20 protein-coding genes are annotated in these 19,012 nt (G+C 69.6%); 13 read left to right on the top strand and 7 right to left on the bottom strand.

From position 1 onward, the window contains the following. The first annotated feature begins 97 nt into the window (after nucleotides 1-97). Nucleotides 98-475 carry a hypothetical protein gene (locus tag ACIRJP_RS30985; RefSeq protein WP_404181165.1) on the top strand — a complete coding sequence of 126 codons (378 nt, stop codon included), beginning with the start codon at nucleotides 98-100 and terminating at the stop codon, nucleotides 473-475. A gap of 80 nt (nucleotides 476-555) precedes the next feature. Here ACIRJP_RS30985 and ACIRJP_RS30980 read toward each other — a convergent pair whose 3' ends face one another. Next, a complete protein-coding gene (locus ACIRJP_RS30980) occupies nucleotides 556-1,230 on the bottom strand; it encodes a FadR/GntR family transcriptional regulator (protein WP_266736333.1) in 675 nt (224 codons plus the stop codon). 185 nt (nucleotides 1,231-1,415) lie between these two features. Here ACIRJP_RS30980 and ACIRJP_RS30975 point away from each other — a divergent pair, with 185 nt between their 5' ends. The 4 genes from ACIRJP_RS30975 to ACIRJP_RS30960 all read left to right on the top strand — a co-directional run bounded on the left by ACIRJP_RS30975 (nucleotide 1,416) and on the right by ACIRJP_RS30960 (nucleotide 3,836). Further along, on the top strand, nucleotides 1,416-2,729 hold the full coding sequence (locus ACIRJP_RS30975; RefSeq protein WP_404181162.1) for a CynX/NimT family MFS transporter: 1,314 nt from the start codon (nucleotides 1,416-1,418) through the stop codon (nucleotides 2,727-2,729). 26 nt (nucleotides 2,730-2,755) lie between these two features. Further along, nucleotides 2,756-2,866: an SGM_5486 family transporter-associated protein gene (locus tag ACIRJP_RS30970; protein ID WP_376635177.1), complete on the top strand. Its 111-nt coding sequence runs from the start codon at nucleotides 2,756-2,758 to the stop codon at nucleotides 2,864-2,866. A gap of 170 nt (nucleotides 2,867-3,036) precedes the next feature. Further along, a complete protein-coding gene (locus ACIRJP_RS30965) occupies nucleotides 3,037-3,243 on the top strand; it encodes a hypothetical protein (RefSeq protein ID WP_404181159.1) in 207 nt (68 codons plus the stop codon). A 74-nt stretch (nucleotides 3,244-3,317) separates the two neighbouring features. Further along, entirely contained in the window at nucleotides 3,318-3,836 is a 519-nt protein-coding gene (locus ACIRJP_RS30960) for a histidine phosphatase family protein (protein WP_266736329.1), read from the top strand. 124 nt (nucleotides 3,837-3,960) lie between these two features. On the opposite strand, the gene serB is transcribed toward ACIRJP_RS30960, so the two are convergent. Beyond that, on the bottom strand, nucleotides 3,961-5,247 hold the full coding sequence (gene serB / locus ACIRJP_RS30955) for a phosphoserine phosphatase SerB (protein ID WP_404181156.1): 1,287 nt from the start codon (nucleotides 5,245-5,247) through the stop codon (nucleotides 3,961-3,963). 422 nt (nucleotides 5,248-5,669) lie between these two features. On the opposite strand from serB, the gene ACIRJP_RS30950 reads away from it, so the two are divergent. Next, nucleotides 5,670-8,255, top strand: coding sequence for an FHA domain-containing protein (locus ACIRJP_RS30950; protein WP_404181153.1), 2,586 nt, complete (start codon nucleotides 5,670-5,672; stop codon nucleotides 8,253-8,255). 45 nt (nucleotides 8,256-8,300) lie between these two features. Here the strand turns inward: ACIRJP_RS30950 and ACIRJP_RS30945 are convergent, their stop codons facing one another. Further along, complete coding sequence (locus ACIRJP_RS30945) at nucleotides 8,301-9,071, bottom strand: transglycosylase SLT domain-containing protein (RefSeq protein WP_404181150.1); 771 nt, start codon at nucleotides 9,069-9,071, stop codon at nucleotides 8,301-8,303. A 538-nt stretch (nucleotides 9,072-9,609) separates the two neighbouring features. Here ACIRJP_RS30945 and ACIRJP_RS30940 point away from each other — a divergent pair. Together ACIRJP_RS30940 and ACIRJP_RS30935 are read left to right on the top strand one after the other, a co-directional pair. Beyond that, entirely contained in the window at nucleotides 9,610-10,755 is a 1,146-nt protein-coding gene (locus ACIRJP_RS30940) for a GAF domain-containing sensor histidine kinase (RefSeq protein WP_404181147.1), read from the top strand. Further along, nucleotides 10,748-11,392: a response regulator transcription factor gene (locus ACIRJP_RS30935; protein WP_124718426.1), complete on the top strand. Its 645-nt coding sequence runs from the start codon at nucleotides 10,748-10,750 to the stop codon at nucleotides 11,390-11,392. The genes ACIRJP_RS30940 and ACIRJP_RS30935 overlap by 8 nt, the downstream gene beginning before the upstream one ends. A 224-nt stretch (nucleotides 11,393-11,616) precedes the next feature. On the opposite strand, the gene ACIRJP_RS30930 is transcribed toward ACIRJP_RS30935, so the two are convergent. Beyond that, entirely contained in the window at nucleotides 11,617-12,402 is a 786-nt protein-coding gene (locus ACIRJP_RS30930) for a hypothetical protein (protein ID WP_404181144.1), read from the bottom strand. Nucleotides 12,403-12,556: 154 nt separating this feature from the next. Here ACIRJP_RS30930 and ACIRJP_RS30925 point away from each other — a divergent pair, with 154 nt between their 5' ends. The 4 genes from ACIRJP_RS30925 to ACIRJP_RS30910 all read left to right on the top strand — a co-directional run bounded on the left by ACIRJP_RS30925 (nucleotide 12,557) and on the right by ACIRJP_RS30910 (nucleotide 15,808). Further along, nucleotides 12,557-13,354, top strand: coding sequence for an ABC transporter ATP-binding protein (locus ACIRJP_RS30925; protein ID WP_266736317.1), 798 nt, complete (start codon nucleotides 12,557-12,559; stop codon nucleotides 13,352-13,354). Between the two features lie 120 nt (nucleotides 13,355-13,474). Next, nucleotides 13,475-13,903, top strand: coding sequence for an NfeD family protein (locus tag ACIRJP_RS30920; RefSeq protein ID WP_266736316.1), 429 nt, complete (start codon nucleotides 13,475-13,477; stop codon nucleotides 13,901-13,903). Between the two features lie 146 nt (nucleotides 13,904-14,049). After that, a complete protein-coding gene (locus ACIRJP_RS30915) occupies nucleotides 14,050-14,979 on the top strand; it encodes an SPFH domain-containing protein (protein WP_266745381.1) in 930 nt (309 codons plus the stop codon). 61 nt (nucleotides 14,980-15,040) lie between these two features. Continuing rightward, on the top strand, nucleotides 15,041-15,808 hold the full coding sequence (locus ACIRJP_RS30910) for a sulfite exporter TauE/SafE family protein (RefSeq protein ID WP_404181139.1): 768 nt from the start codon (nucleotides 15,041-15,043) through the stop codon (nucleotides 15,806-15,808). Nucleotides 15,809-15,869: 61 nt separating this feature from the next. Here ACIRJP_RS30910 and ACIRJP_RS30905 read toward each other — a convergent pair whose 3' ends face one another. From ACIRJP_RS30905 to ACIRJP_RS30895, 3 genes are all read right to left on the bottom strand, one after another. After that, on the bottom strand, nucleotides 15,870-16,376 hold the full coding sequence (locus ACIRJP_RS30905; protein WP_093539784.1) for an HNH endonuclease: 507 nt from the start codon (nucleotides 16,374-16,376) through the stop codon (nucleotides 15,870-15,872). A gap of 166 nt (nucleotides 16,377-16,542) precedes the next feature. After that, nucleotides 16,543-17,073 carry a YbhB/YbcL family Raf kinase inhibitor-like protein gene (locus tag ACIRJP_RS30900; RefSeq protein ID WP_404181135.1) on the bottom strand — a complete coding sequence of 177 codons (531 nt, stop codon included), beginning with the start codon at nucleotides 17,071-17,073 and terminating at the stop codon, nucleotides 16,543-16,545. 52 nt (nucleotides 17,074-17,125) lie between these two features. Beyond that, nucleotides 17,126-17,908 carry a sporulation protein gene (locus tag ACIRJP_RS30895; protein ID WP_376427696.1) on the bottom strand — a complete coding sequence of 261 codons (783 nt, stop codon included), beginning with the start codon at nucleotides 17,906-17,908 and terminating at the stop codon, nucleotides 17,126-17,128. 73 nt (nucleotides 17,909-17,981) lie between these two features. Here ACIRJP_RS30895 and ACIRJP_RS30890 point away from each other — a divergent pair, with 73 nt between their 5' ends. After that, the gene (locus tag ACIRJP_RS30890) at nucleotides 17,982-18,623 is read left to right on the top strand and encodes a DNA-3-methyladenine glycosylase (protein WP_404181131.1); all 642 of its coding nucleotides are present in this window, start codon (nucleotides 17,982-17,984) and stop codon (nucleotides 18,621-18,623) included. Nucleotides 18,624-19,012: the final 389 nt, after the last annotated feature.

Here is a 19,012-nt window from a genome sequence, read left to right as displayed (position 1 = left end):
GGGCCCGGCTCCGGCCCGCTCAAGTCGAAAAGACGGTCGATCCACCGCAGAATGTGGTGAACCGGACTTCGGGTCAGGCTACGGGGAGGAGGTCGCCGTGCGCGCCACACGCCGCCGGACCTGCGCCCTGCTGGCGGCCTCCGTAGCCGTCGCCGGACTCGCCGCGCCGGTCGGGATATCCGTGGCGGGGCGGATGGGAGCCGGGGCGTCCACCCCTGCCGCTCCCACCCCCGATCCCGCCGGAGCCGAATGCCGTACGTCGGTCCGGGGCTCCCGGGTCGTCGCCTACTGCCACAACCCGTACCCCTCCACCGACCGCGTACAGCTGCACACCGAATGCCGCCGCTGGTGGGACATAGACGCCGACGCCACCCCGGTCGACGTGGGCCCGGGACGGACCGTGCGGATCGACGACCGCTGCTGGAAGGAAGTCGGCTCGGCCTGGGTCACGCACCAGGTGCAGGGCGCGGTCTAGGGCCGCCGGACGGGCCTCGGGCCCGGTCCACCGGACAGCCCCGCGCACGCGGGCCTCAGACAGCCCCACGCACGCAGGCCTCAGACCTGGTCCACCAGACAGCTCAGCGCATGGCTCGCGGCCTCGGCCGCCGCCGTCTCCCCGTCACCCGCCCGGATCGCCTCGACCAGCCGGCCGTGGTCCATGTGGTTCTCCGGCCGCAGCTCATGACCGATGTCGCCCCGGAGATAGTCGCGCAGCAGGTCACCCAGATCGGCGTAGAGCCCGGTCAGCACGTCGTTGTGCGAGGCGGCGACCACCGCCAGATGCAGCGTCGCGTCCGCCGCGACGAACGCCTCGGCGTCACCCGCGGCCCAGGTCTCCTCCCGGCGCGCCATCAGCGCGTCCAGCTGCTTCAGGTCACGCTCGGTGCGCCGGGCGGCGGCCAGCCTCGCCGCCGACGACTCCAGGGTGGACCGCAACTCGGCGACATGGCGCGGATCGGCGGAGGCGAAGCGGCGGTGCATCACCCCGGCCAGCTCGCTGGTGGCGACGACATAGGTGCCCGAACCCTGCCGGATGTCGAGCAGACCGTTGTGCGCGAGGGCGCGCACGGCCTCCCGGACGGTGTTGCGTGCCACCCCCAGCTGCTCCACCAGTTCGGGCTCGGTGGGAATGCGGGAACCCACGGGCCACTCGCCCGAGGTGATCTGATTCCTGAGCTGGGCAATCACCTGGTCGGCGAGGGCCGAACGCCGCGGAGACGTCAGCGTCATGGTGCTCCTTGGTCGCGTTGCTTCGGGTTGCTTCGGGTTGCTGGGTGATGAGGAGTGGTGAAGGGGGCGAGGCGTGGTGACGGGGACGGGAGTCGTCTGCGGTTGCGGTGCCTGGAGCGAATCGTCTCAGAGGGGCTTCGGGCGGATTGGACAATCAATCATCCCATGATTCTATGATGGGCCTCATGCCCGACGACGAGACCCGGCCCCAGACCCGGACCCTGACCCCCGCCGCCCCGGTGGACGCCCCTACGAAAACCCCGGCCGCGCAGACCTCGCAGGCCCCCCGGACGGCAGTCGCCGCCGACGGGGCCTCTCCCTGGCTCCTCCGGCTGGTCGTCGTCGGGCTGGTACTCACCGCGCTCAACCTCCGTCCCGCCATCACCAGCCTCGGCGCCCTCCTCGAAGAGGTCCGCGACGGGCTGCACATGAGCGGCAGCGTCGCCGGTGTCCTGACCTCCGTACCACCGCTCTGCTTCGCGATCTTCGGCATCATGGCGCCGCGCCTGGCCCGCCGCTTCGGTCCGGGCGCGGTGGTCTGCGCCGGCATGACCGCCATCACCGCCGGTCTGGTCATACGGCCGCTCGTCGGCGGTACGGCCGGCTTCCTCGCCGCGAGCGCCCTCGCCCTCATGGGCATCGCCGTCAGCAACGTCCTGATGCCGGTGATCGTCAAGCGCTGGTTCCCGGACCGGGTCGGCTCCATGACCGGGCTCTACTCGATGGCGCTGGCCCTGGGTACCTCGCTCGCCGCCGCGGTGACCGTGCCCATGACCAGCGCGATGGGCGGCAGCTGGCGGCTGGGGCTCGGCGTCTGGGCCGCGCTCTCCGCCGTCGCGATCCTGCCCTGGATCCCGGTGGTACGGGACCGGCGCGGCGCCCCGGCGCAGCAGGCCGCCCAGCAGCATGGCGCCCCCGCCCTGAAGATCACCCGCAGCCGTACCGCCTGGGCCCTCGCCTGCTTCTTCGGGCTGCAGGCCACCGCCGCGTACATCACCATGGGCTGGATGCCGCAGATCTTCCGCGACGCCGGGGTCTCGGCCGGTACGGCGGGCGTGCTGCTCGCCGTGACCATGGCGATGGGGGTGCCGCTCGCCTTCGTCATCCCGGGGGTCGCGACCCGGATGAAGAACCAGGGCGCGATCGTCGTCCTCCTCGGCAGCTGCGGCCTCATCGGCTACGCGGGCCTCTACCTCGCACCGGCCGGCGGGGCCTGGGCCTGGGCGGTGCTCCTGGGCATCTCGAACTGCTCCTTCCCGCTCGCCCTGACCATGATCGGCATGCGGTCCCGCAGCGGTGCGGGAGTGGTCCGGCTGTCCGCGTTCGCGCAGTCCGTCGGGTATCTGATCTCGATCCCGGGGCCGCTGCTCATCGGTGTGCTCTACCAGCACAGCGGCGGCTGGGAGCTGCCGATCGCGCTGATGGCGGGCCTCATGGTGCCGCAGATGGCGGTCGGCATCCTGGCCGGGCGGGACCGGACCATCGAGGACGAATGCTGAAGTGCGAGACTGGTTCCATGTCTCCTGTGCTCGACCCGAATCCCCAGAACGGTCAGAAGAAGCTCCTCGCCGTGCTCGGGGCGATGCTGCTGATCACCGTGATCGTCGCAGTGATCGCCTCGGTCGCGTCCCCCTGAGCCTGAGCCGCGCACTGAGCGGCCCGGCCGCCGGCCCCCGATGGTAGGGCTGGCACCACCATCCCCTAGGGGGCCAGGGTCAGGGTGAAGTGGGTGGGTCGCCGGATGGGTCCGGCGGCCCGGGATCCGTAGGTTTTCGGTATCGGTACCGAAGACCAACGGAGGCGGACATGCCGGCCCGAACGCACACCCCGACCGTCCACCCGGCCACGGGCAGCATCGAGGTCCGGCTGCCGTGGTGGGCCGTCGCGCTGCCCGCGATCGCGTTCGCCGCACTCCTGCTGCTGATCATGGGATCCGGCGAGGCGCACGCCGCGACCGCCGACCCGGCGATCAGCCGGTTGCTCGCGCGAATCATGGCCCTGGTGACCGGCTGACGCCGCCCGCGCACCCCGTGGAGCCCCGTCAACAGCCTGCGCCGGGCGGCACATTTCGTGCGAAGCTGAGGTGTATGAGCGTCGATACACCTCGCAGGATCGTCCTTCTCAGGCATGCAAAGGCGGAATGGTCGCAGGACTCCGACCACGAGCGACCGCTCGCGGAGCGCGGCCGCAAGGATGCCCCCGTCGCGGGCCGCCGACTCGTCGACTCCGGGATCGTCCTCGATCTGGCCCTCTGCTCCACCGCGGCCCGGACGCGCGAGACGTGGAAGCTGGCCGTCCACGAGATGCCGCAGCGCCCCAGGACCGTGTACGAGGACCGGTTGTACGAGGCGTCCCTCGGCGAGCTCATCGCGCTGATCAACGAGACCCCCGACGACGTGCACAACCTCCTGGTCATCGGCCACAACCCCGGCATGCACGCGATCGCCGACGCCCTCTCGGAATCGTCCGAGGGCGACGCCCTGGCCCGGATGACCCGCGGCGGCTTCCCCACCGCCGCCTTCGCCGTCGTAGAGTTCTCCGGCTCCTGGAAGGGTGTGGAGCACGGAGTGGGCAAGCTGGTCGAGTACTGGACGCCCAACGACTGACCAACGACTGAATCTGGTCGTAGTACGGAGCAGGGCCCCGGATGCGGAAAGCACCGGGGCCCTGCTCCGTTCGCGCGACCGTGCCGTACGCACCCCGGACCGCGCCGGGGCCCGCGCGGACGCGTCAGTCGACGAGACCGTCGGCGGCCTCGACCTCCTCGCGGGTGATGCCGAGCAGATACAGCACGGTGTCCAGGAACGGCACGTTCACCGCGGTGTGCGCCGCCTCGCGGACCACCGGCTTGGCGTTGAAGGCGACCCCGAGCCCGGCGGTGTTCAGCATGTCCAGGTCGTTCGCACCGTCACCGATCGCGACGGTCTGCGCCAGCGGCACCCCGGCCTGCTCGGCGAAACTGCGCAGCAGACGGGCCTTGCCGGCCCGGTCGACGATGTCGCCGACGACCCGTCCCGTGAGCTTTCCGTCGACCACTTCCAAGGTGTTGGCAGAGGCGAAGTCGAGCCCGAGCCGTTCCTTCAGATCGTCGGTGACCTGGGTGAACCCACCCGAGACCACGCCGACTTGGTAGCCGAGCCGCTTCAGCGTACGGATCAGGGTGCGCGCGCCCGGCGTCAGCCGCACCTCGGAACGCACCTTGTCCACCACCGACACATCGAGCCCGGCCAGCAGCGCCACCCGCGCGTGCAGCGACTGCTCGAAGTCGAGCTCACCGCGCATCGCCTGCTCGGTCACCTCGGCGACCTTGTCCTCGCAGCCCGCGTGGGCCGCGAAGAGCTCGATGACCTCGTCCTGGATGAGCGTCGAGTCGACGTCCATGACGACCAGCCGCTGCGCCCGGCGGCTCAGCCCGGCCGACACCACCGCGACATCGACACCGATACCGGCGGACTCCGTCGCCAGCGCGGTCCGCAGCTCCTCGGTCGCGGCGCCGGACACCGCGAACTCGACCGCCGTGACCGGGTATTTCGCGAGCCGGAAGATACGGTCGATGTTGCCGCCGGTGGAAGTGATCGTGGCCGCTATGGCGGCGGTCGACTCCGCGGTCAGCGGGTGCCCGAGCACCGTCACATGGGAACGCCCGTGGCCACGCGGCCGGTTGTCACCGGTACCGGAGATGATCTCGGCCTGGAGCTTCAGCGAATCGGCCCAGCTGTGCACGGTCGCCCGCAGGTCGCCCTCGGTGGTGCCGCCCGCGGTCGGGGCGGTGACCAGTGCGCACAGGACGATGCGGCCACGGGTGACGACCTGCTCGATGTCGACGACATCGACCGAGTAGGCGGCGAGGGTGTCGAAGAGCCCGGCGGTGATACCCGGGCGGTCCTTCCCGAAGATCTTCACGAGAAGGGTGGGGGTGTCGGCGCCCCGAGGGGACTCGGGGGGCTCACTACGGGACCCGGGGGGCTCAGGAGGCTCAGGGGACGAGGAGGACCGAGGTGGCTGAGATGCGCTCATGGTGCTTCCACCGTATCGGTCCGCGCCGGGGCTCCGGGCGCCCGTCCCGAGGGCCGGACAGCGCGTCGGACCCGTACCCCGCCCGGCGCACGCCCGTGGTGACGGACCGCGCGCGTCCGTATTCGGTCAGTGGCCGCGGGAGGTGATACGGCGGACTCGGGGGCGGCCGGGCCGTGGCCGGCGGGGGTGACCGGGATGCCCCGGTCACCGACGATTCATACGTACTCGGGTCGCTTGCCGCGCCCTGATCCCTTTGGCCGCGCGCCGCCGCCCCCTGTTCGTGTCGGCACCGTAACGATGCAGGTCTCGGCAGGGTCTTCACCCCGCCCGACTTTCGTATCGGGGACTGCTCCTGGAATAGTTCCTCACGATGTTCAGCATCCCTAGGCCCCCTGTGACGGGGGCGACTCGGGGGACAACTAGTGGGGCGCGGAGTGCCGGAACTCGTACTGGAATTGAATGGCAGGACCTGGACGCTCGATCCGTCCAGGTCGTACACCCTCGGGCGCGACCCGCAGGGCGACCTGACGATCGACGACGCCAGGGTGTCGTGGCGGCACGCCACGATCAGCTGGGGTGGCCGGAGTTGGTTCATCGAGGACCACGGCAGCACCAACGGCACCTATGCGCAGGGCAGCCGGATACAGCAGCTGGAGATCGGTCCCGGCTCCGTCGTGCACCTGGGCAATGCCACTGACGGCCCGCGGCTGAGCCTCACCGCCGCGGCTGCTGCCGATGTGTACAGCGGGCAGGGCGCGGGTGCCCAGCAGGCACCGGCCCAGCAGCCCCAGCAGGGCGGCGCCGGCTGGTCCGGCCAGCAGGCACCCGCCCAGCCGCAGCAGCCGCATCAGGCACAGCAGCCGCAGCAGGGCTGGCCGCAGCAGGCCCCCCAGGGAGTGCCGCCGCAGCAGCCCGTACAACCGCATGTCCCGCAGCAGCAGGGCATGGCGAGGACGCCCGGCGCGGGCGGCGCCGCGGGGGCTCCGCCGGTGTACGGAGACCGCAGCCCGACCACGTTCCACCAGCTGGCCCTCGGCCGCGTCATGCGCATCGGTCGTGCGCTGGAGAACGAACTGGTCGTCTCCGACCTCCAGGTCTCGCGCCACCACGCCGAATTCCACGCGACCCCCGACGGCCGCTTCGAGATCCGTGACCTCGGGTCCCACAACGGCACGTACGTCAACGGTCAGCCGCTCTCCAAGTCCGGCTCCGCGCTCATCGGCCCCAACGACATCGTCGGCGTCGGTCACTCGACCTTCCGCCTGGTCGGCGACCGGCTCGAAGAGTTCGTCGACACCGGTGAGGTCTCCTTCTCCGCCCGCCACCTCACGGTGACGGTCGACGGCGGGAAGCAGATCCTCAAGGACGTCTCCTTCGGCGTCCCGGAGAAGTCGCTCATCGCGGTCATCGGCCCGTCCGGATCCGGAAAGTCCACGCTGCTCAAGGCGCTCACCGGTTACCGGCCCGCCAACCAGGGCGACGTCCTCTACGACAACCGGAACCTGTACAAGCAGTTCGCCGAGCTGCGCCAGCGCATCGGTCTGGTCCCGCAGGACGACATCCTGCACAAGGAACTCACCGTCACCAAGGCGCTCAAGTACGCGGCCAAGCTCCGCTTCCCGGCGGACACCACCGAGGCCGAGCGCCAGGCCCGGATCCTCGAAGTCCTCTCCGAGCTCAAGCTCGACATCCACAAGGACAAGAAGGTCACCTCGCTCTCCGGCGGCCAGCGCAAGCGCGTCTCCGTCGCCCTGGAGCTGCTCACCAAGCCGTCGCTGATCTTCCTGGACGAGCCGACCTCCGGCCTCGACCCGGGCATGGACCGCGACGTCATGCAGCTGCTGCGCGGACTGGCCGACGACGGCCGTACCGTTCTGGTCGTCACGCACTCCGTCGCCGAGCTGGCGATCTGCGACAAGCTGCTGGTCATGGCGCCGGGTGGATCCGTCGCCTACTTCGGCCCGCCGGAGGAGGCGCTCAACTTCTTCGGTTACACCACCTGGGCCGACGTCTTCTCCGCGTTCGAGAACTACCGCGACTACGACTGGGCGGGCCGCTGGCGCGGATCGCAGCACTACCAGATGTACGCCGCGGACATCGACGCCGTCGCCGCACAGTCCGTACACATGCCGCCCCCGCAGCAGATGCGCCCGCCGAAGCCGCAGAGCTGGTCGGCCCAGCTGTGGACGCTGATGCGCCGCTACGTCTCGGTGATCGCGTCCGACAAGGGCTTCATGGGCCTGATGGTGATCCTGCCCGCCGTGCTCGGCGTCGTCAGCGTGGTCATCCCGGCCGACTTCGGCCTGGCCCCGCCGAAGCCGCCGTCCCGGTTCAACGGAGCCGCCGGAACGATCATGCTGATCCTCGCGGTCGGCATGTGCTTCTCCGGTGCGGCCAACTCCGTACGAGAACTGATCAAGGAACGCGTCATCTACGAACGGGAACGGGCCACCGGCCTGTCCCGCTCCGCCTATCTGATGTCCAAGGTGATCGTCCTCGGCGTGATCACCGCCTTCCAGGGCGTCATCATCTGCGGCATCGGCTTCGCCACCCGCGAGCTGCCCGAAGAGGGCCTGATCATGCCGCCGGCCGTCGAGCTCTGCCTGACGATCATCGTGCTCGGCTTCACCTCGATGATGTTCGGCCTGGTGATCTCCTCGCTGGTGAAGACCGCTGAGAAGACCATGCCGCTGCTGGTCATGTTCGCGATCGTCCAGGTCGTCTTCACCGGCATCCTCTTCCAGGTGTTCGGCTCGCCCGGCCTGGAGCAGTTCGCCTGGCTGATGCCGTCCCGCTGGGCCATCGCCGGCGCGGGCACGACGCTCGACCTCTCGCACCTCATGGCGCCGTGGGACCCGAAGAACCCGACCGATCTCGACCCGCTGTGGGAGCACTCGGCCTCCCAGTGGGGGATCAACATCTCGGTACTCCTGCTGCTCGGCATCGTCTGCGGTGTCGTGGTCGCGCGACTGCTGCGCCGCCACGAGCCCGAGGTCATGCGCAAGTAGCGCGGACCCGGCGTCCGGACGCTGGCCGGTGATGCTCGGCGCCGGTCAGTACGCGCTGTTGACGTTGTCCATCGAGCCGTACTTGTCGGCCGCGTAGTTGGCCGCGGCCGTGATGTTGGCGACCGGGTCGTAGATGTTCCACGAGGTGCCCGGGACGTGGTACGCGTTGAACGTCGGCCGGATGACCTGGAGCAGGCCGCAGGACGGGGTGCCGTTCTGGGCGTTGATGTCCCAGCCGTTGACCGCGTTCGGGTTGCCGGTCGACTCGCGCATGATGTTGCGGTGCAGACCGTCGTACGAGCCGGGGATGCCGTGGGCCCGCATGATGTCCAGGGACTCCCTGATCCAGCCGTCCAGGTTGTTGGCGTACACCGGGGTGCGGGCCTCGGAGCGGCTGGCGGCCTGCGTCTGCGTGCGCTCGGCGGCGACGGCCTTCGCCTTCACCCTGGCGGCGGCCTCGGCCTTCGCCTTCGCCTCGGCCCGGGCCTTGATCTTGGCGGCCTCGGCGGCCTTCGCCTTCGCGGCGGCGGCCTTCTTGGCCCTGGCGAGGTCTGCGGCCTTCACCAGCTTCTCGGCGGTGGAGTGCTGCTCGATGATGCTGGCCTGCACGGCCTTGGCCTGCGGAGTACCGGCGACCGACGCGAAGACCACGGGCTCGGCGGACACGGGGGTCTCGGCCTCGGGCTTGGGGTCGGCGTTGGCGGGGACGAGCGAGAACGAGAGCGCGGCGACGGCCATGGCGGAGATGCCCGCGACGGAGAGCTTCTGGGTCTTGTTCAGTCGACGACGACGGCCGGGGATGCTGGACACGGACATACAGACATACCTCTTCGAATCGCGGGAGTCCTCACGGAGGACGAAGACGGGAAGCGGTCTCGCATCTCCGTCGGGGACGAGAGCAATTCTTAGCGGCAGCAAAATCTGGTGGCAAAGGTGTGACGTACGAACCCGGGTAGTCGACCGGTGCTCCGCTCGCACGCGTCGGGCCGTGCTCATAACCACTGATGCGGCGCTTATGTGTCCACTAGCAGGCTTCGTAAGTGATGTGGGTCCTATGTGCGGCCTCACATCGGACGCGTAACAACCTCACCAACCGTTGCTTCAGCAATTCGGAGCGTGAGATTCCGCCTCTGGGTGGGCGTCCGGCATGGCCGTCGACCCCATGTACGGGCCGCAGTACGGGCCGCTCCCGCGTACGGACTGCTCCCGCGCACGGGCGCCGCCCCTGTGTACGGGGCCGCCCCACACGTGTACGGGGCCGTCCCTGACGGACGGGCGGACCTAGTCCCAGCGCCCTACCCGCGGCCGTCCACAGGCCGATACGGCGTTCGAATCCCGCCGGTACGGTGAGGCCATGAGCCATCGCCCACCGTCGGGTCTCGCCGCCGTGAGCGCCGCGCTGCTCGCCATGAGCCGGCATCTCGAAGTGCGCGACGTCCTGAAGACGATCGTCGCCTCGGCCCGCGAGCTGCTGGACGCCGAGTACGCGGCCCTGGGCGTCCCCGACGACCACGGCGGCTTCGCCCAGTTCGTCGTCGACGGAGTCAGTGACGAGCAGTGGAAGGCCATCGGCCCGCTGCCCAGACAGCACGGCATCCTCGCCTCGATGCTCCACGAGGCGAAGCCCGAACGCCTCGCCGATGTCCGCAAGGACCCCCGCTTCGAGGGCTGGCCCGAGGCCCACCCCGACATGTCCGACTTCCTGGGCCTGCCGATCAGGGACGGCGAGGAGATCATCGGCGCGCTCTTCCTCGCCAACAAGCGCTGCCCCAAACCCGAGGGCAGCTGCGGTTTCACCGCCGAGGACGAGGAACTGCTGGGCATACTCGCCCAGCACGCGGCGATAGCCCTCACCAACGCCCGGCTCTACGAACGCAGCCGCGAGCTCACCATCGCCGAGGAGCGCTCCCGGCTCGCCCACGAGCTGCACGACGCGGTGAGCCAGAAGCTGTTCTCGCTGCGGCTGACGGCCCAGGCGGCCACCGCCCTGGTGGACCGCGACCCGGCCCGCGCCAAGGGCGAGCTCCAGCAGGTCGCCGCACTGGCCGCGGAGGCCGTGGACGAGCTGCGCGCCGCCGTCGTCGAGCTGCGCCCCGCCGCGCTCGACGAGGACGGCCTCGTCGCCACCCTCCGTACCCAGATCCAGGTCCTGGACCGGGCCCACACGGCCCGGATCACCTTCGAGAGCCTGGGCATACGTGCCCTGCCCGCCGCCCAGGAGGAGGCGCTGCTGAGGGTCTCCCAGGAGGCCCTGCACAACGCGCTGCGCCACTCCGGGGCGGAGCACGTCGGCGTCACGCTGACCCGGCACGGCAGCGGCACGCTGCTGCGGATCACCGACGACGGCGGCGGCTTCGAACCCACGGCGACCCGGCAGGCGGGCCGGCATCTGGGCCTGGTGTCGATGCGGGACCGCGCGAACGGCGTCGGCGGAAGGCTCACCGTTGAATCGGAGCCCGGCAAGGGCACCACGATCGAGATGGAGGTACCCGGTGGCTGACAAGATCATCAGGGTGCTGCTGGTCGACGACCACCAGGTGGTCCGCCGTGGTCTGCGTACGTTCCTGGAGATCCAGGACGACATAGAGGTGGTCGGCGAGGCGGCCGACGGTGCCGAGGGGGTGGCCAGGACCGAGGAGCTCCGCCCCGATGTGGTCCTGATGGACATCAAGATGCCCGGCACCGACGGCATCGAGGCGCTGCGCAGGCTGCGCGAGCTGGAGAACCCGGCCAAGGTCCTCATCGTCACCAGCTTCACCGAGCAGCGCACCGTGGTCCCCGCCCTGCGCGCCGGAGCTTCCGGCTACGTGTACAAGGACGTCGACCCGGACGCCCTGGCCGGTGCGATCCGCTCCGTGTACGCGGGCCACGTCCTGCTCCAGCCGGAGGTCGCGGGGGCCCTGCTCGCCCAGGAGGACTCGGGCAGCGGTACGGGCCGGGGGAGCACGCTCACCGAACGGGAGCGGGAGGTGCTGGGCCTGATCGCCGACGGCCGCTCCAACCGCGAGATCGCGCGAGCGCTGGTCCTCTCCGAGAAGACCGTCAAGACACACGTCTCGAACATCCTGATGAAACTGGACCTCTCGGACCGGACCCAGGCCGCCCTGTGGGCTGTCAGGCACGGGGCAGCGGGCTGACCGACGAGGAAGCGGACCAATGTGGTCGGCCTGCTCAACCCGGCCTTCGGCAACCTCGGCCTGAACGGCTGACCGACCCCATGGCCGACTGACCCGGTCCACGGCCGGCCGGCTCCACGGTCACATCTCGCCGGACGGGCAAACCGAGCCCGTCCGGCGACACCCGCGCCATCGGCCCGGCCGGGGCCCGGGCCGTGGCCGGGCCCGATCCGCCCCGCCAGGCCCTACCGTCCCCGCTCGCGCTCCTCCACATACGCGTTGTACGCGGCGACCTGCGCCCGCCGGGCCACCCGCTCCACCGGCCGCAGCGCCTCACCCCGGGCCGCGATCTCCGAAGCGCTCACCGCGCCGCCGTGCCCGTTCTCGTACGCCACCGAGATCAGCAGCCCCACCCGCTGCGCCAGCTCCAGCACCCGCACCGCCCGCGGCGGATACCCCGGAGCCAGCACCTCGCGGCCCCGTTCCGCCCGCGCCCGGTACGCGTCCACCGCCGCCTCGGCCACCGGCCCCGAACCGGCCACGTCCAGCCGCGACAGCACCGCCGTCGCGTCCCGCAACGCCTCGGCGAGCTCCCGCTCCGCCTCGCCCAGCGACGGCACATCGGCCGGCGGCGCCTCCCGTACCGGCAGACAACGCCACACCACCTCGACGTGCAGATCCCCGGCCGGCCCCACCTCGCGCACCTCGGGAACCAGCCCGTACGGCGCGCCGAAGGCCACCACCGCCTCCTCGGCCTCCAGCGCCCGCGCGTTGAACTCCGGCGGACCGCTCAGCCCCAGCGGATGGCCGGGCGCCGGCAGCGCCACCCGGAAACCCGTCACCCCCAGACCCCGCAACCGCCCGAGCGCCAGCGTGAGCCCGACCGGCCCCGCCTCGCCCGGCAGTCCCTCCACGCGGTGCACCGCGTCCTCCCCGACAATGGCGAGCGCCGCCTCGTCCGGCGACACCAGTCCCGCCAGAAGCGCGTTTCCCCAAGCGGCCAACAGCCCTGAGCGTGGTTCCGAAAGCATGGGGACCACCCTAGGGTCTGGCCGGGGGAACGGGCCGGGGCCTGGCGTCACTCGGGCCCAGCGCCGGGAGCACTCGCGCGGTGGCGTAGATTTCCCTGGGAGCTGTGCCCACAGGTACCGACGATCTCGACACTGCATGGGGAGACAACGCGCCATGAGCGATGTACTGGAGCTGGTGGACGTATCCGTGGTCCGCGACGGACGCGCTCTGGTGGACGACGTCTCCTGGTCGGTCAAGGAAGGGGAGCGCTGGGTCATCCTCGGCCCCAACGGCGCCGGCAAGACCACCCTGCTCAACATCGCCTCCAGCTACCTCTTCCCGAGCACGGGCACCGCCAAGGTCCTCGGCGAGCAGCTCGGCGGCGTCGGCACCGACGTCTTCGAGCTCCGCCCCCGCATCGGCATCGCGGGCGTCGCCATGGCCGAGAAGCTGCCCCGGCGCCAGACCGTGCTGCAGACGGTGCTCACCGCCGCGTACGGCATGACTGCCACCTGGCACGAGGACTACGAAGCCGTCGACGAGGACCGCGCCCGCGCCTTCCTCGACCGGCTCGGCATGACCGAATACCTCGACCGGAAGTTCGGCACCCTCTCCGAGGGCGAGCGCAAGCGCACCCTGATCGCCCGCGCCATGATGACCGACCCCGAACTGCTGCTCCTCGACGAGCCGGCGGCGGGACTCGACCTCGGCGGCCGCGAGGACCTGGTCCGCCGCCTGGGCCGACTGGCCCGCGACCCGTACGCCCCCTCCATGGTCATGGTCACCCACCATGTCGAGGAGATCGCCCCCGGCTTCACCCACGTACTGATGATCCGCCAGGGCAAGGTGCTCGCCGCGGGCCCCATGGAGACCGAACTCAGCTCCCGCAACCTCTCCCTCTGCTTCGGCCTGCCGCTCATCGTCGAGCGCACCGGTGACCGCTACACGGCTCACGGCCTGCCGCTCTCGTAGCCACGGCCTGCCGCTCTCCCGGCCACGGCCGGCGACGACTTCCGGCCCGAAGGGCCCAACGGGCCGAGCGGCCTGCTTGCGCCCTGTCCGCGAGGGCGTTCGCGGTTCTACCATGACCACGTGGACATCGACGCGTGGGTGTGGTGGCTGATCGGCGCGGTGGGACTGGGCATCCCCCTCGTCATGACCGCGATGCCCGAGTTCGGCATGTTCGCCGTCGGAGCGGTCGCAGCGGCAGTCGTCGCGGCACTCGGCGGCGGCATCGTGGCCCAGGTACTGGTGTTCGTCGTGGTCTCCGTGGCGCTCATCGCCGTGGTCCGCCCCATCGCCGCCAGACACCGCGACGACCGGCCCCAACTCGCCACCGGCATCGATGCGCTGAAAGGACGTCAAGCCGTCGTCCTGGAACGGGTCGACAGCAGCGGCGGCCGGATCAAACTGGCCGGGGAGGTCTGGTCCGCCCGCGCACTCGACGAGGGCCAGAGCTTCGATCCCGGCCAACAGGTCGATGTCGTCGACATCGACGGAGCAACGGCAGTCGTCATGTGACCGAACCACCCACAAGGCAGAGCGCGTTCTGTCAGACTCGAAGTCGATCATCATGAGATCGGGGCCGGGACAACTTCCGGCCCCACCCACGACCTCGACCTCGATCATCGCGATCCGTCGGCAACCGAAGGGCAACGAGGAACACGATGCAACCGATCATCATCGTTCTGATCATTCTGGTGGTGCTCGTCTTCATCGCCCTGATCAAGACGATCCAGGTCATCCCGCAGGCCAGCGCCGCCATCGTGGAGCGCTTCGGCCGTTACACCCGCACGCTCAACGCAGGCCTGAACATCGTCGTTCCATTCATCGACTCCATCCGCAACCGCATCGACCTCCGTGAACAGGTCGTGCCTTTCCCACCCCAGCCGGTGATCACCCAGGACAACCTGGTCGTCAACATCGACACCGTCATCTACTACCAGGTGACCGACGCGCGGGCCGCGACCTACGAAGTCGCCAGCTACATCCAGGCGATCGAGCAGCTCACCGTCACCACCCTCCGCAACATCATCGGTGGCATGGACCTGGAGCGGACCCTGACCTCCCGCGAGGAGATCAACGCGGCCCTGCGCGGCGTCCTCGACGAGGCCACCGGCAAGTGGGGCATCCGCGTCAACCGCGTAGAGCTCAAGGCGATCGAACCGCCCACCTCCATCCAGGACTCGATGGAGAAGCAGATGCGCGCCGACCGTGACAAGCGCGCCGCGATCCTCCAGGCCGAAGGAACGCGCCAGTCCGCGATCCTCACCGCGGAGGGCGAGAAGCAGTCCGCGATCCTGCGCGCCGAGGGTGAGGCCAAGGCATCGGCCCTGCGCGCCGAGGGCGAGGCCCAGGCGATCCGTACAGTCTTCGAGTCCATCCACGCCGGCGACCCGGACCAGAAGCTCCTCTCGTACCAGTACCTCCAGATGCTCCCGAAGATCGCCGAGGGCGACGCCAACAAGCTCTGGATCGTGCCCAGCGAGATCGGCGACGCCCTCAAGGGCCTCAGCGGCGCCTTCGGCAACCTCGGCAACGGCGTTCCCGGGTTCGACACGGGCAAGGAGCGTCGGGAACAGCCCCCGGTCGACTGACGCGTACACGCCCCGTGCATGATCAGTGCACGAAGCACCGATCACGCACGGGGGATCCGCAATGAACATCTGGGAGATGCTCGCCGTCTTCGCCGCGGGCATCAGCGCCGGCACGATCAACACGATCGTCGGCTCGGGAACGCTGATCACCTTCCCCGTGCTGCTCGCCACCGGCCTTCCTCCGGTCACGGCGACCGTCTCCAACGCCCTCGGCCTGATCCCCGGTTCCGTCAGCGGCGCCATCGGCTACCGCGAGGAGCTCCAAGGACAGGGCCGCCGCGTCCTCAAGCTCGCCGTCGGCGCCCTCATCGGCGGTCTCACCGGCGCCACCCTGCTGCTGGCCCTGCCCTCCACGGCCTTCGAGACCATCGTGCCGATCCTGGTGGCCCTGGCTCTCGTCCTGGTCATCCTGCAACCACGCATCAGCAAAGCGGTCCAGCGCCGACGCGAGCACAGCGGCACCCGCGCCCGCGCCGACGGCGGACCGCTCCTGTTCGTCGGGCTGATGCTCGCCAGCGTCTACGGCGGCTACTTCACCGCCGCCCAGGGGATCATCTACCTCTCCCTGATGGGCATGCTGCTCGACGACACCATGCAGCGCCTCAACGCCGTCAAGAACGTCCTGGCGGCCGTCGTCAACAGCATTGCCGCGCTCTTCTTCCTCTTCGTCGCCGACTTCGACTGGACGGCCGTCGTACTGATCGCGATCGGCTCCGCGCTGGGCGGCCAGATCGGCGCCAGAATAGGCCGCCGCCTCAGCCCCACCGTCCTGCGCGTCCTCATCGTCGCGGTCGGCACGGTCGCCATCGTCCAACTGCTGCTCCGCTGACACACGGAAGCCCGCCTCCCCCCGGAGACGGGCTTCCACCACGACGAAATACGTACGCCGATTACGCCGCGGCGCGGTCCAGCCACTCCGGCAGCTCCGACCGCTCACCGGCGCCCATCGCCAGCAGCATCGCCTGTGCCGGAGACGGTACGAACGGCTGACGCAGCAGCGGCATCCCCGCCTGCTCCGGCGTCCGGGCCGCCTTGCGGTGATTGTCCTCGGCACAGGACGCCACCGTGTTGAGCCAGGTGTCCTGCCCCCCCTGGGCGCGCGGCACGACGTGGTCGACAGTGCTTGCCCGCCGCCCGCAGTACGCGCACCTGTGCTGGTCCCGTATCAGCACACCCCTCCGGGACCACGGGGCATGTCTTCGGAACGGCACCCGTACGTACCGGCAGAGCCTGATCACCCGGGGCACCGGAATGTCCACGGCGGCGCCGCGCATGCGGAGATCGGGATGCGACTGCTCGACCACGGCCTTGTCCTGCAGAATCAGCACCACCGCACGATTCAGCGTCACTGTCGACAGCGGCTCGAAGCTCGCGTTCAGTACCAGCGTGTCCCGCATCTCGCCCACCTCCCGTGTGCCGCCCGCCCCCTGGCAGGCCCGGATCAACTCTGGCCGGGCGGGCCGTGATGGACAACGCAATAAAAATGCCCTGCCCTGATCTCTCCAGGACCAGGGCAGGGCAAACAGCAGGGGAACTCCGGGTTCACCCAGTACCAGGCCAGTACTAGGCGGGACCGGTGTACTCACCGATCAGCTGAGCACGGCCCAGCGTGTGGAACCGAAGATTGAACCCGACGACCGCGGGCGACGCATCGCTGTCGACACCCAGCTTCTCGGTGTCCACCGCGTACACCGTGAACACGTAGCGGTGGTTCTCGCCGGCCGGCGGCGCGGCACCGCCGAACTCTTTCGAGCCGTAGTCGTTGCGGACCTGCACGGCACCGGCGGGCAGCCCCTCGAACTTCCCGCTGCCCGCACCGGCCGGCAGCTCCGTGACCGACACCGGGATGTCGAAGACCACCCAGTGCCAGAACCCGCTGCCGGTAGGAGCATCGGGGTCGAAGCAGGTCACGGCGAAACTCTTGGTCTGCGCCGGGAACGACTCCCACCGCAGCTGCGGCGAGGTGTTCCCGGCAGCGAACACCTGAGCGTCCGCCAGCACGGCGCCGGGGGCGAGATCCTCGCTCACCACCGTGAACGACGGCACCTCCGGGTGGAAGTCGTGCGGCAGCGGCGCCCTCTTCGGCTCGGTCACGTCAGCACCTCTCCTGGTCGCATTTCTGCTGTCAGTGGATCTCCCACCGACCCTAGAGCCAGTTGCGCTGACCGCCGACCTGCGCCAGCCACTGATTGAGGTACGCCGCCCAGTCGGTCCCCTGGAAGTCGTTCAGTCCGACCTTGAAGGAGCGGTACGAGTCGCTGCCCTCGCTGAAGAGACCCGGCTTCTTGTCCATCTCCAGGACGACATCCATCTCGCGGTCGTCGGCGACGAACGTCAGCTCCACCTGGTTCAGCCCGCGGTACTGCTGCGGCGGGAAGAACTCGATCTCCTGGTAGAACGGCAGCCGCTGGCGCGTACCGCGAATGTGACCGCGCTCCATGTCCGCGCTGCGGAAGCCGAAGCCGAGCTGTCCGAAGGCGTCGAGAATGGCCTGCTGGGCCGGCAGCGGGTGCACATTGATCGGGTCCAGGTCGCCCGAGTCCAGCGCCCGCGCGATCTCCAGCTCCGTGGTCACGCCGATGTTCATGCCGTGCAGGTGCTGACCGGCGAACATAGTAATCGGCGTCTCCCACGGAATTTCGAGGCCGAAGGGTACGACGTGCACGGCACCGGCCCGCACCTCGAACGCGCCACCGAGCTGCAGCTTGGTGAACTCGATGTCCTGCTTGGTCTCCGTGTCCTGGCCCTCGACCTCGACCCGGGCCTGCAGACCCACGGAGAGTCCCTCGATCTGCTGATCCACGGAACCGCCCTGGATCCGCACCTCGCCCTGGACGACGCCGCCCGGTACGACGTTGAGCTCGGAAAGCTCGGTCTCCACCGAAGCGCCACCGGCACCCAGGCTCGCGAGCAGCCGCTTGAAGCCCATATTTACTCCTCCTTGGTCCTGACCCCTACATACGTGCCACGACCGTATTCGGTTCCCGGTACCCTCGACCGCCATGATCGTGGGCTTGGACCGTACGCCGCTGACGCGAGACTTCTTCGACCGCCCCGTGCTGGACGTGGCACCCGACCTCCTGGGCCGGACCCTGGTGCGGGCCACACCGGACGGACCCATCGAACTGCGCCTGACCGAGGTGGAGGCGTACGCCGGTGAGATCGACCCGGGATCGCACGCCTTCAGGGGCCGCACCGCACGCAACAGCGTCATGTTCGGACCGCCCGGCCACGCGTACGTCTACTTCACCTACGGCATGTGGCACTGCCTCAACCTGGTGTGCGGCCCCGAGGGCAGCGCGAGCGGGGTCCTGCTCCGCGCCGGCGACATCCAGGTCGGCGCCGAACTCACCCGTGAACGTCGAAACTCGGCCCGCAACGACAAGGAACTGGCCAAAGGCCCGGCCCGCCTGGCCACCGCCCTCGACGTCGACCGAACACTGAACGGCACCGACGCCATCGCCCATCCCGGAGCGGCGCTGTCCGTACTGCACGGCACCCCACCCCCACGTGAACAGGTACGCAACGGCCCCCGCACCGGGGTGGGCGGCGACGGCGCCACACATCCATGGCGCTTCTGGATCGACGGGGACCCCACAGTGAGCCCCTACAGGGCCCATGTGCCCCGTCGCCGCGCAACTTGACTCGCCCTTGAGGGATGCCTAATGTAGTCCGAGCCGCTTGAGCCGGGCACTGCTGTCGATGAGGTCCATCGGACCCCGTCCGAGCATCCCGAAGCGGCCAACCACTACCTACGAATCACCCTGGCGGGTGCGAATTCGGCATGCCGTAATTCAACCCGTTTCGGCTCGATTATGAGTCGCCAAGGAAATCGGCTAATGTAGTGGACACGCCGAAAGGCAAGGCCACTCCAAAGGCCACCGGAATTCAAATTCGGACCGGAAACGGAACGGAAAAGAGTCTGGTAAGGTTGGAACCGCCGGAAAGGGAAACGCGAAAGCGAAGAACTGGAAGGCGAAAAGCAGGATCCCGCTTCGACCGGGAATCGGACACGAAAGAGTCTGATAGAGTC

The organism is Streptomyces sp. NPDC102437 (assembly GCF_044765565.1).
GTDB lineage: Bacteria > Actinomycetota > Actinomycetes > Streptomycetales > Streptomycetaceae > Streptomyces.
This window is presented reverse-complemented; position numbering and strand designations above follow the sequence as displayed.

What these genes read in the sequence shown, in the direction of transcription:
- ACIRJP_RS30925 (WP_266736317.1), top strand. Translation starts at nt 12,557, where the DNA reads ATGAGCGATGTACTGGAGCTGGTGGACGTATCCGTGGTCCGCGACGGA.
- ACIRJP_RS30905 (WP_093539784.1), bottom strand. Translation starts at nt 16,376, where the DNA reads ATGCGGGACACGCTGGTACTGAACGCGAGCTTCGAGCCGCTGTCGACA.
- ACIRJP_RS30895 (WP_376427696.1), bottom strand. Translation starts at nt 17,908, where the DNA reads ATGGGCTTCAAGCGGCTGCTCGCGAGCCTGGGTGCCGGTGGCGCTTCG.
- ACIRJP_RS30930 (WP_404181144.1), bottom strand. Translation starts at nt 12,402, where the DNA reads ATGCTTTCGGAACCACGCTCAGGGCTGTTGGCCGCTTGGGGAAACGCG.
- ACIRJP_RS30945 (WP_404181150.1), bottom strand. Translation starts at nt 9,071, where the DNA reads ATGTCCGTGTCCAGCATCCCCGGCCGTCGTCGTCGACTGAACAAGACC.
- ACIRJP_RS30940 (WP_404181147.1), top strand. Translation starts at nt 9,610, where the DNA reads ATGAGCCATCGCCCACCGTCGGGTCTCGCCGCCGTGAGCGCCGCGCTG.
- ACIRJP_RS30980 (WP_266736333.1), bottom strand. Translation starts at nt 1,230, where the DNA reads ATGACGCTGACGTCTCCGCGGCGTTCGGCCCTCGCCGACCAGGTGATT.
- serB (WP_404181156.1), bottom strand. Translation starts at nt 5,247, where the DNA reads ATGAGCGCATCTCAGCCACCTCGGTCCTCCTCGTCCCCTGAGCCTCCT.
- ACIRJP_RS30975 (WP_404181162.1), top strand. Translation starts at nt 1,416, where the DNA reads ATGCCCGACGACGAGACCCGGCCCCAGACCCGGACCCTGACCCCCGCC.
- ACIRJP_RS30890 (WP_404181131.1), top strand. Translation starts at nt 17,982, where the DNA reads ATGATCGTGGGCTTGGACCGTACGCCGCTGACGCGAGACTTCTTCGAC.
- ACIRJP_RS30960 (WP_266736329.1), top strand. Translation starts at nt 3,318, where the DNA reads ATGAGCGTCGATACACCTCGCAGGATCGTCCTTCTCAGGCATGCAAAG.
- ACIRJP_RS30910 (WP_404181139.1), top strand. Translation starts at nt 15,041, where the DNA reads ATGAACATCTGGGAGATGCTCGCCGTCTTCGCCGCGGGCATCAGCGCC.
- ACIRJP_RS30915 (WP_266745381.1), top strand. Translation starts at nt 14,050, where the DNA reads ATGCAACCGATCATCATCGTTCTGATCATTCTGGTGGTGCTCGTCTTC.
- ACIRJP_RS30965 (WP_404181159.1), top strand. Translation starts at nt 3,037, where the DNA reads ATGCCGGCCCGAACGCACACCCCGACCGTCCACCCGGCCACGGGCAGC.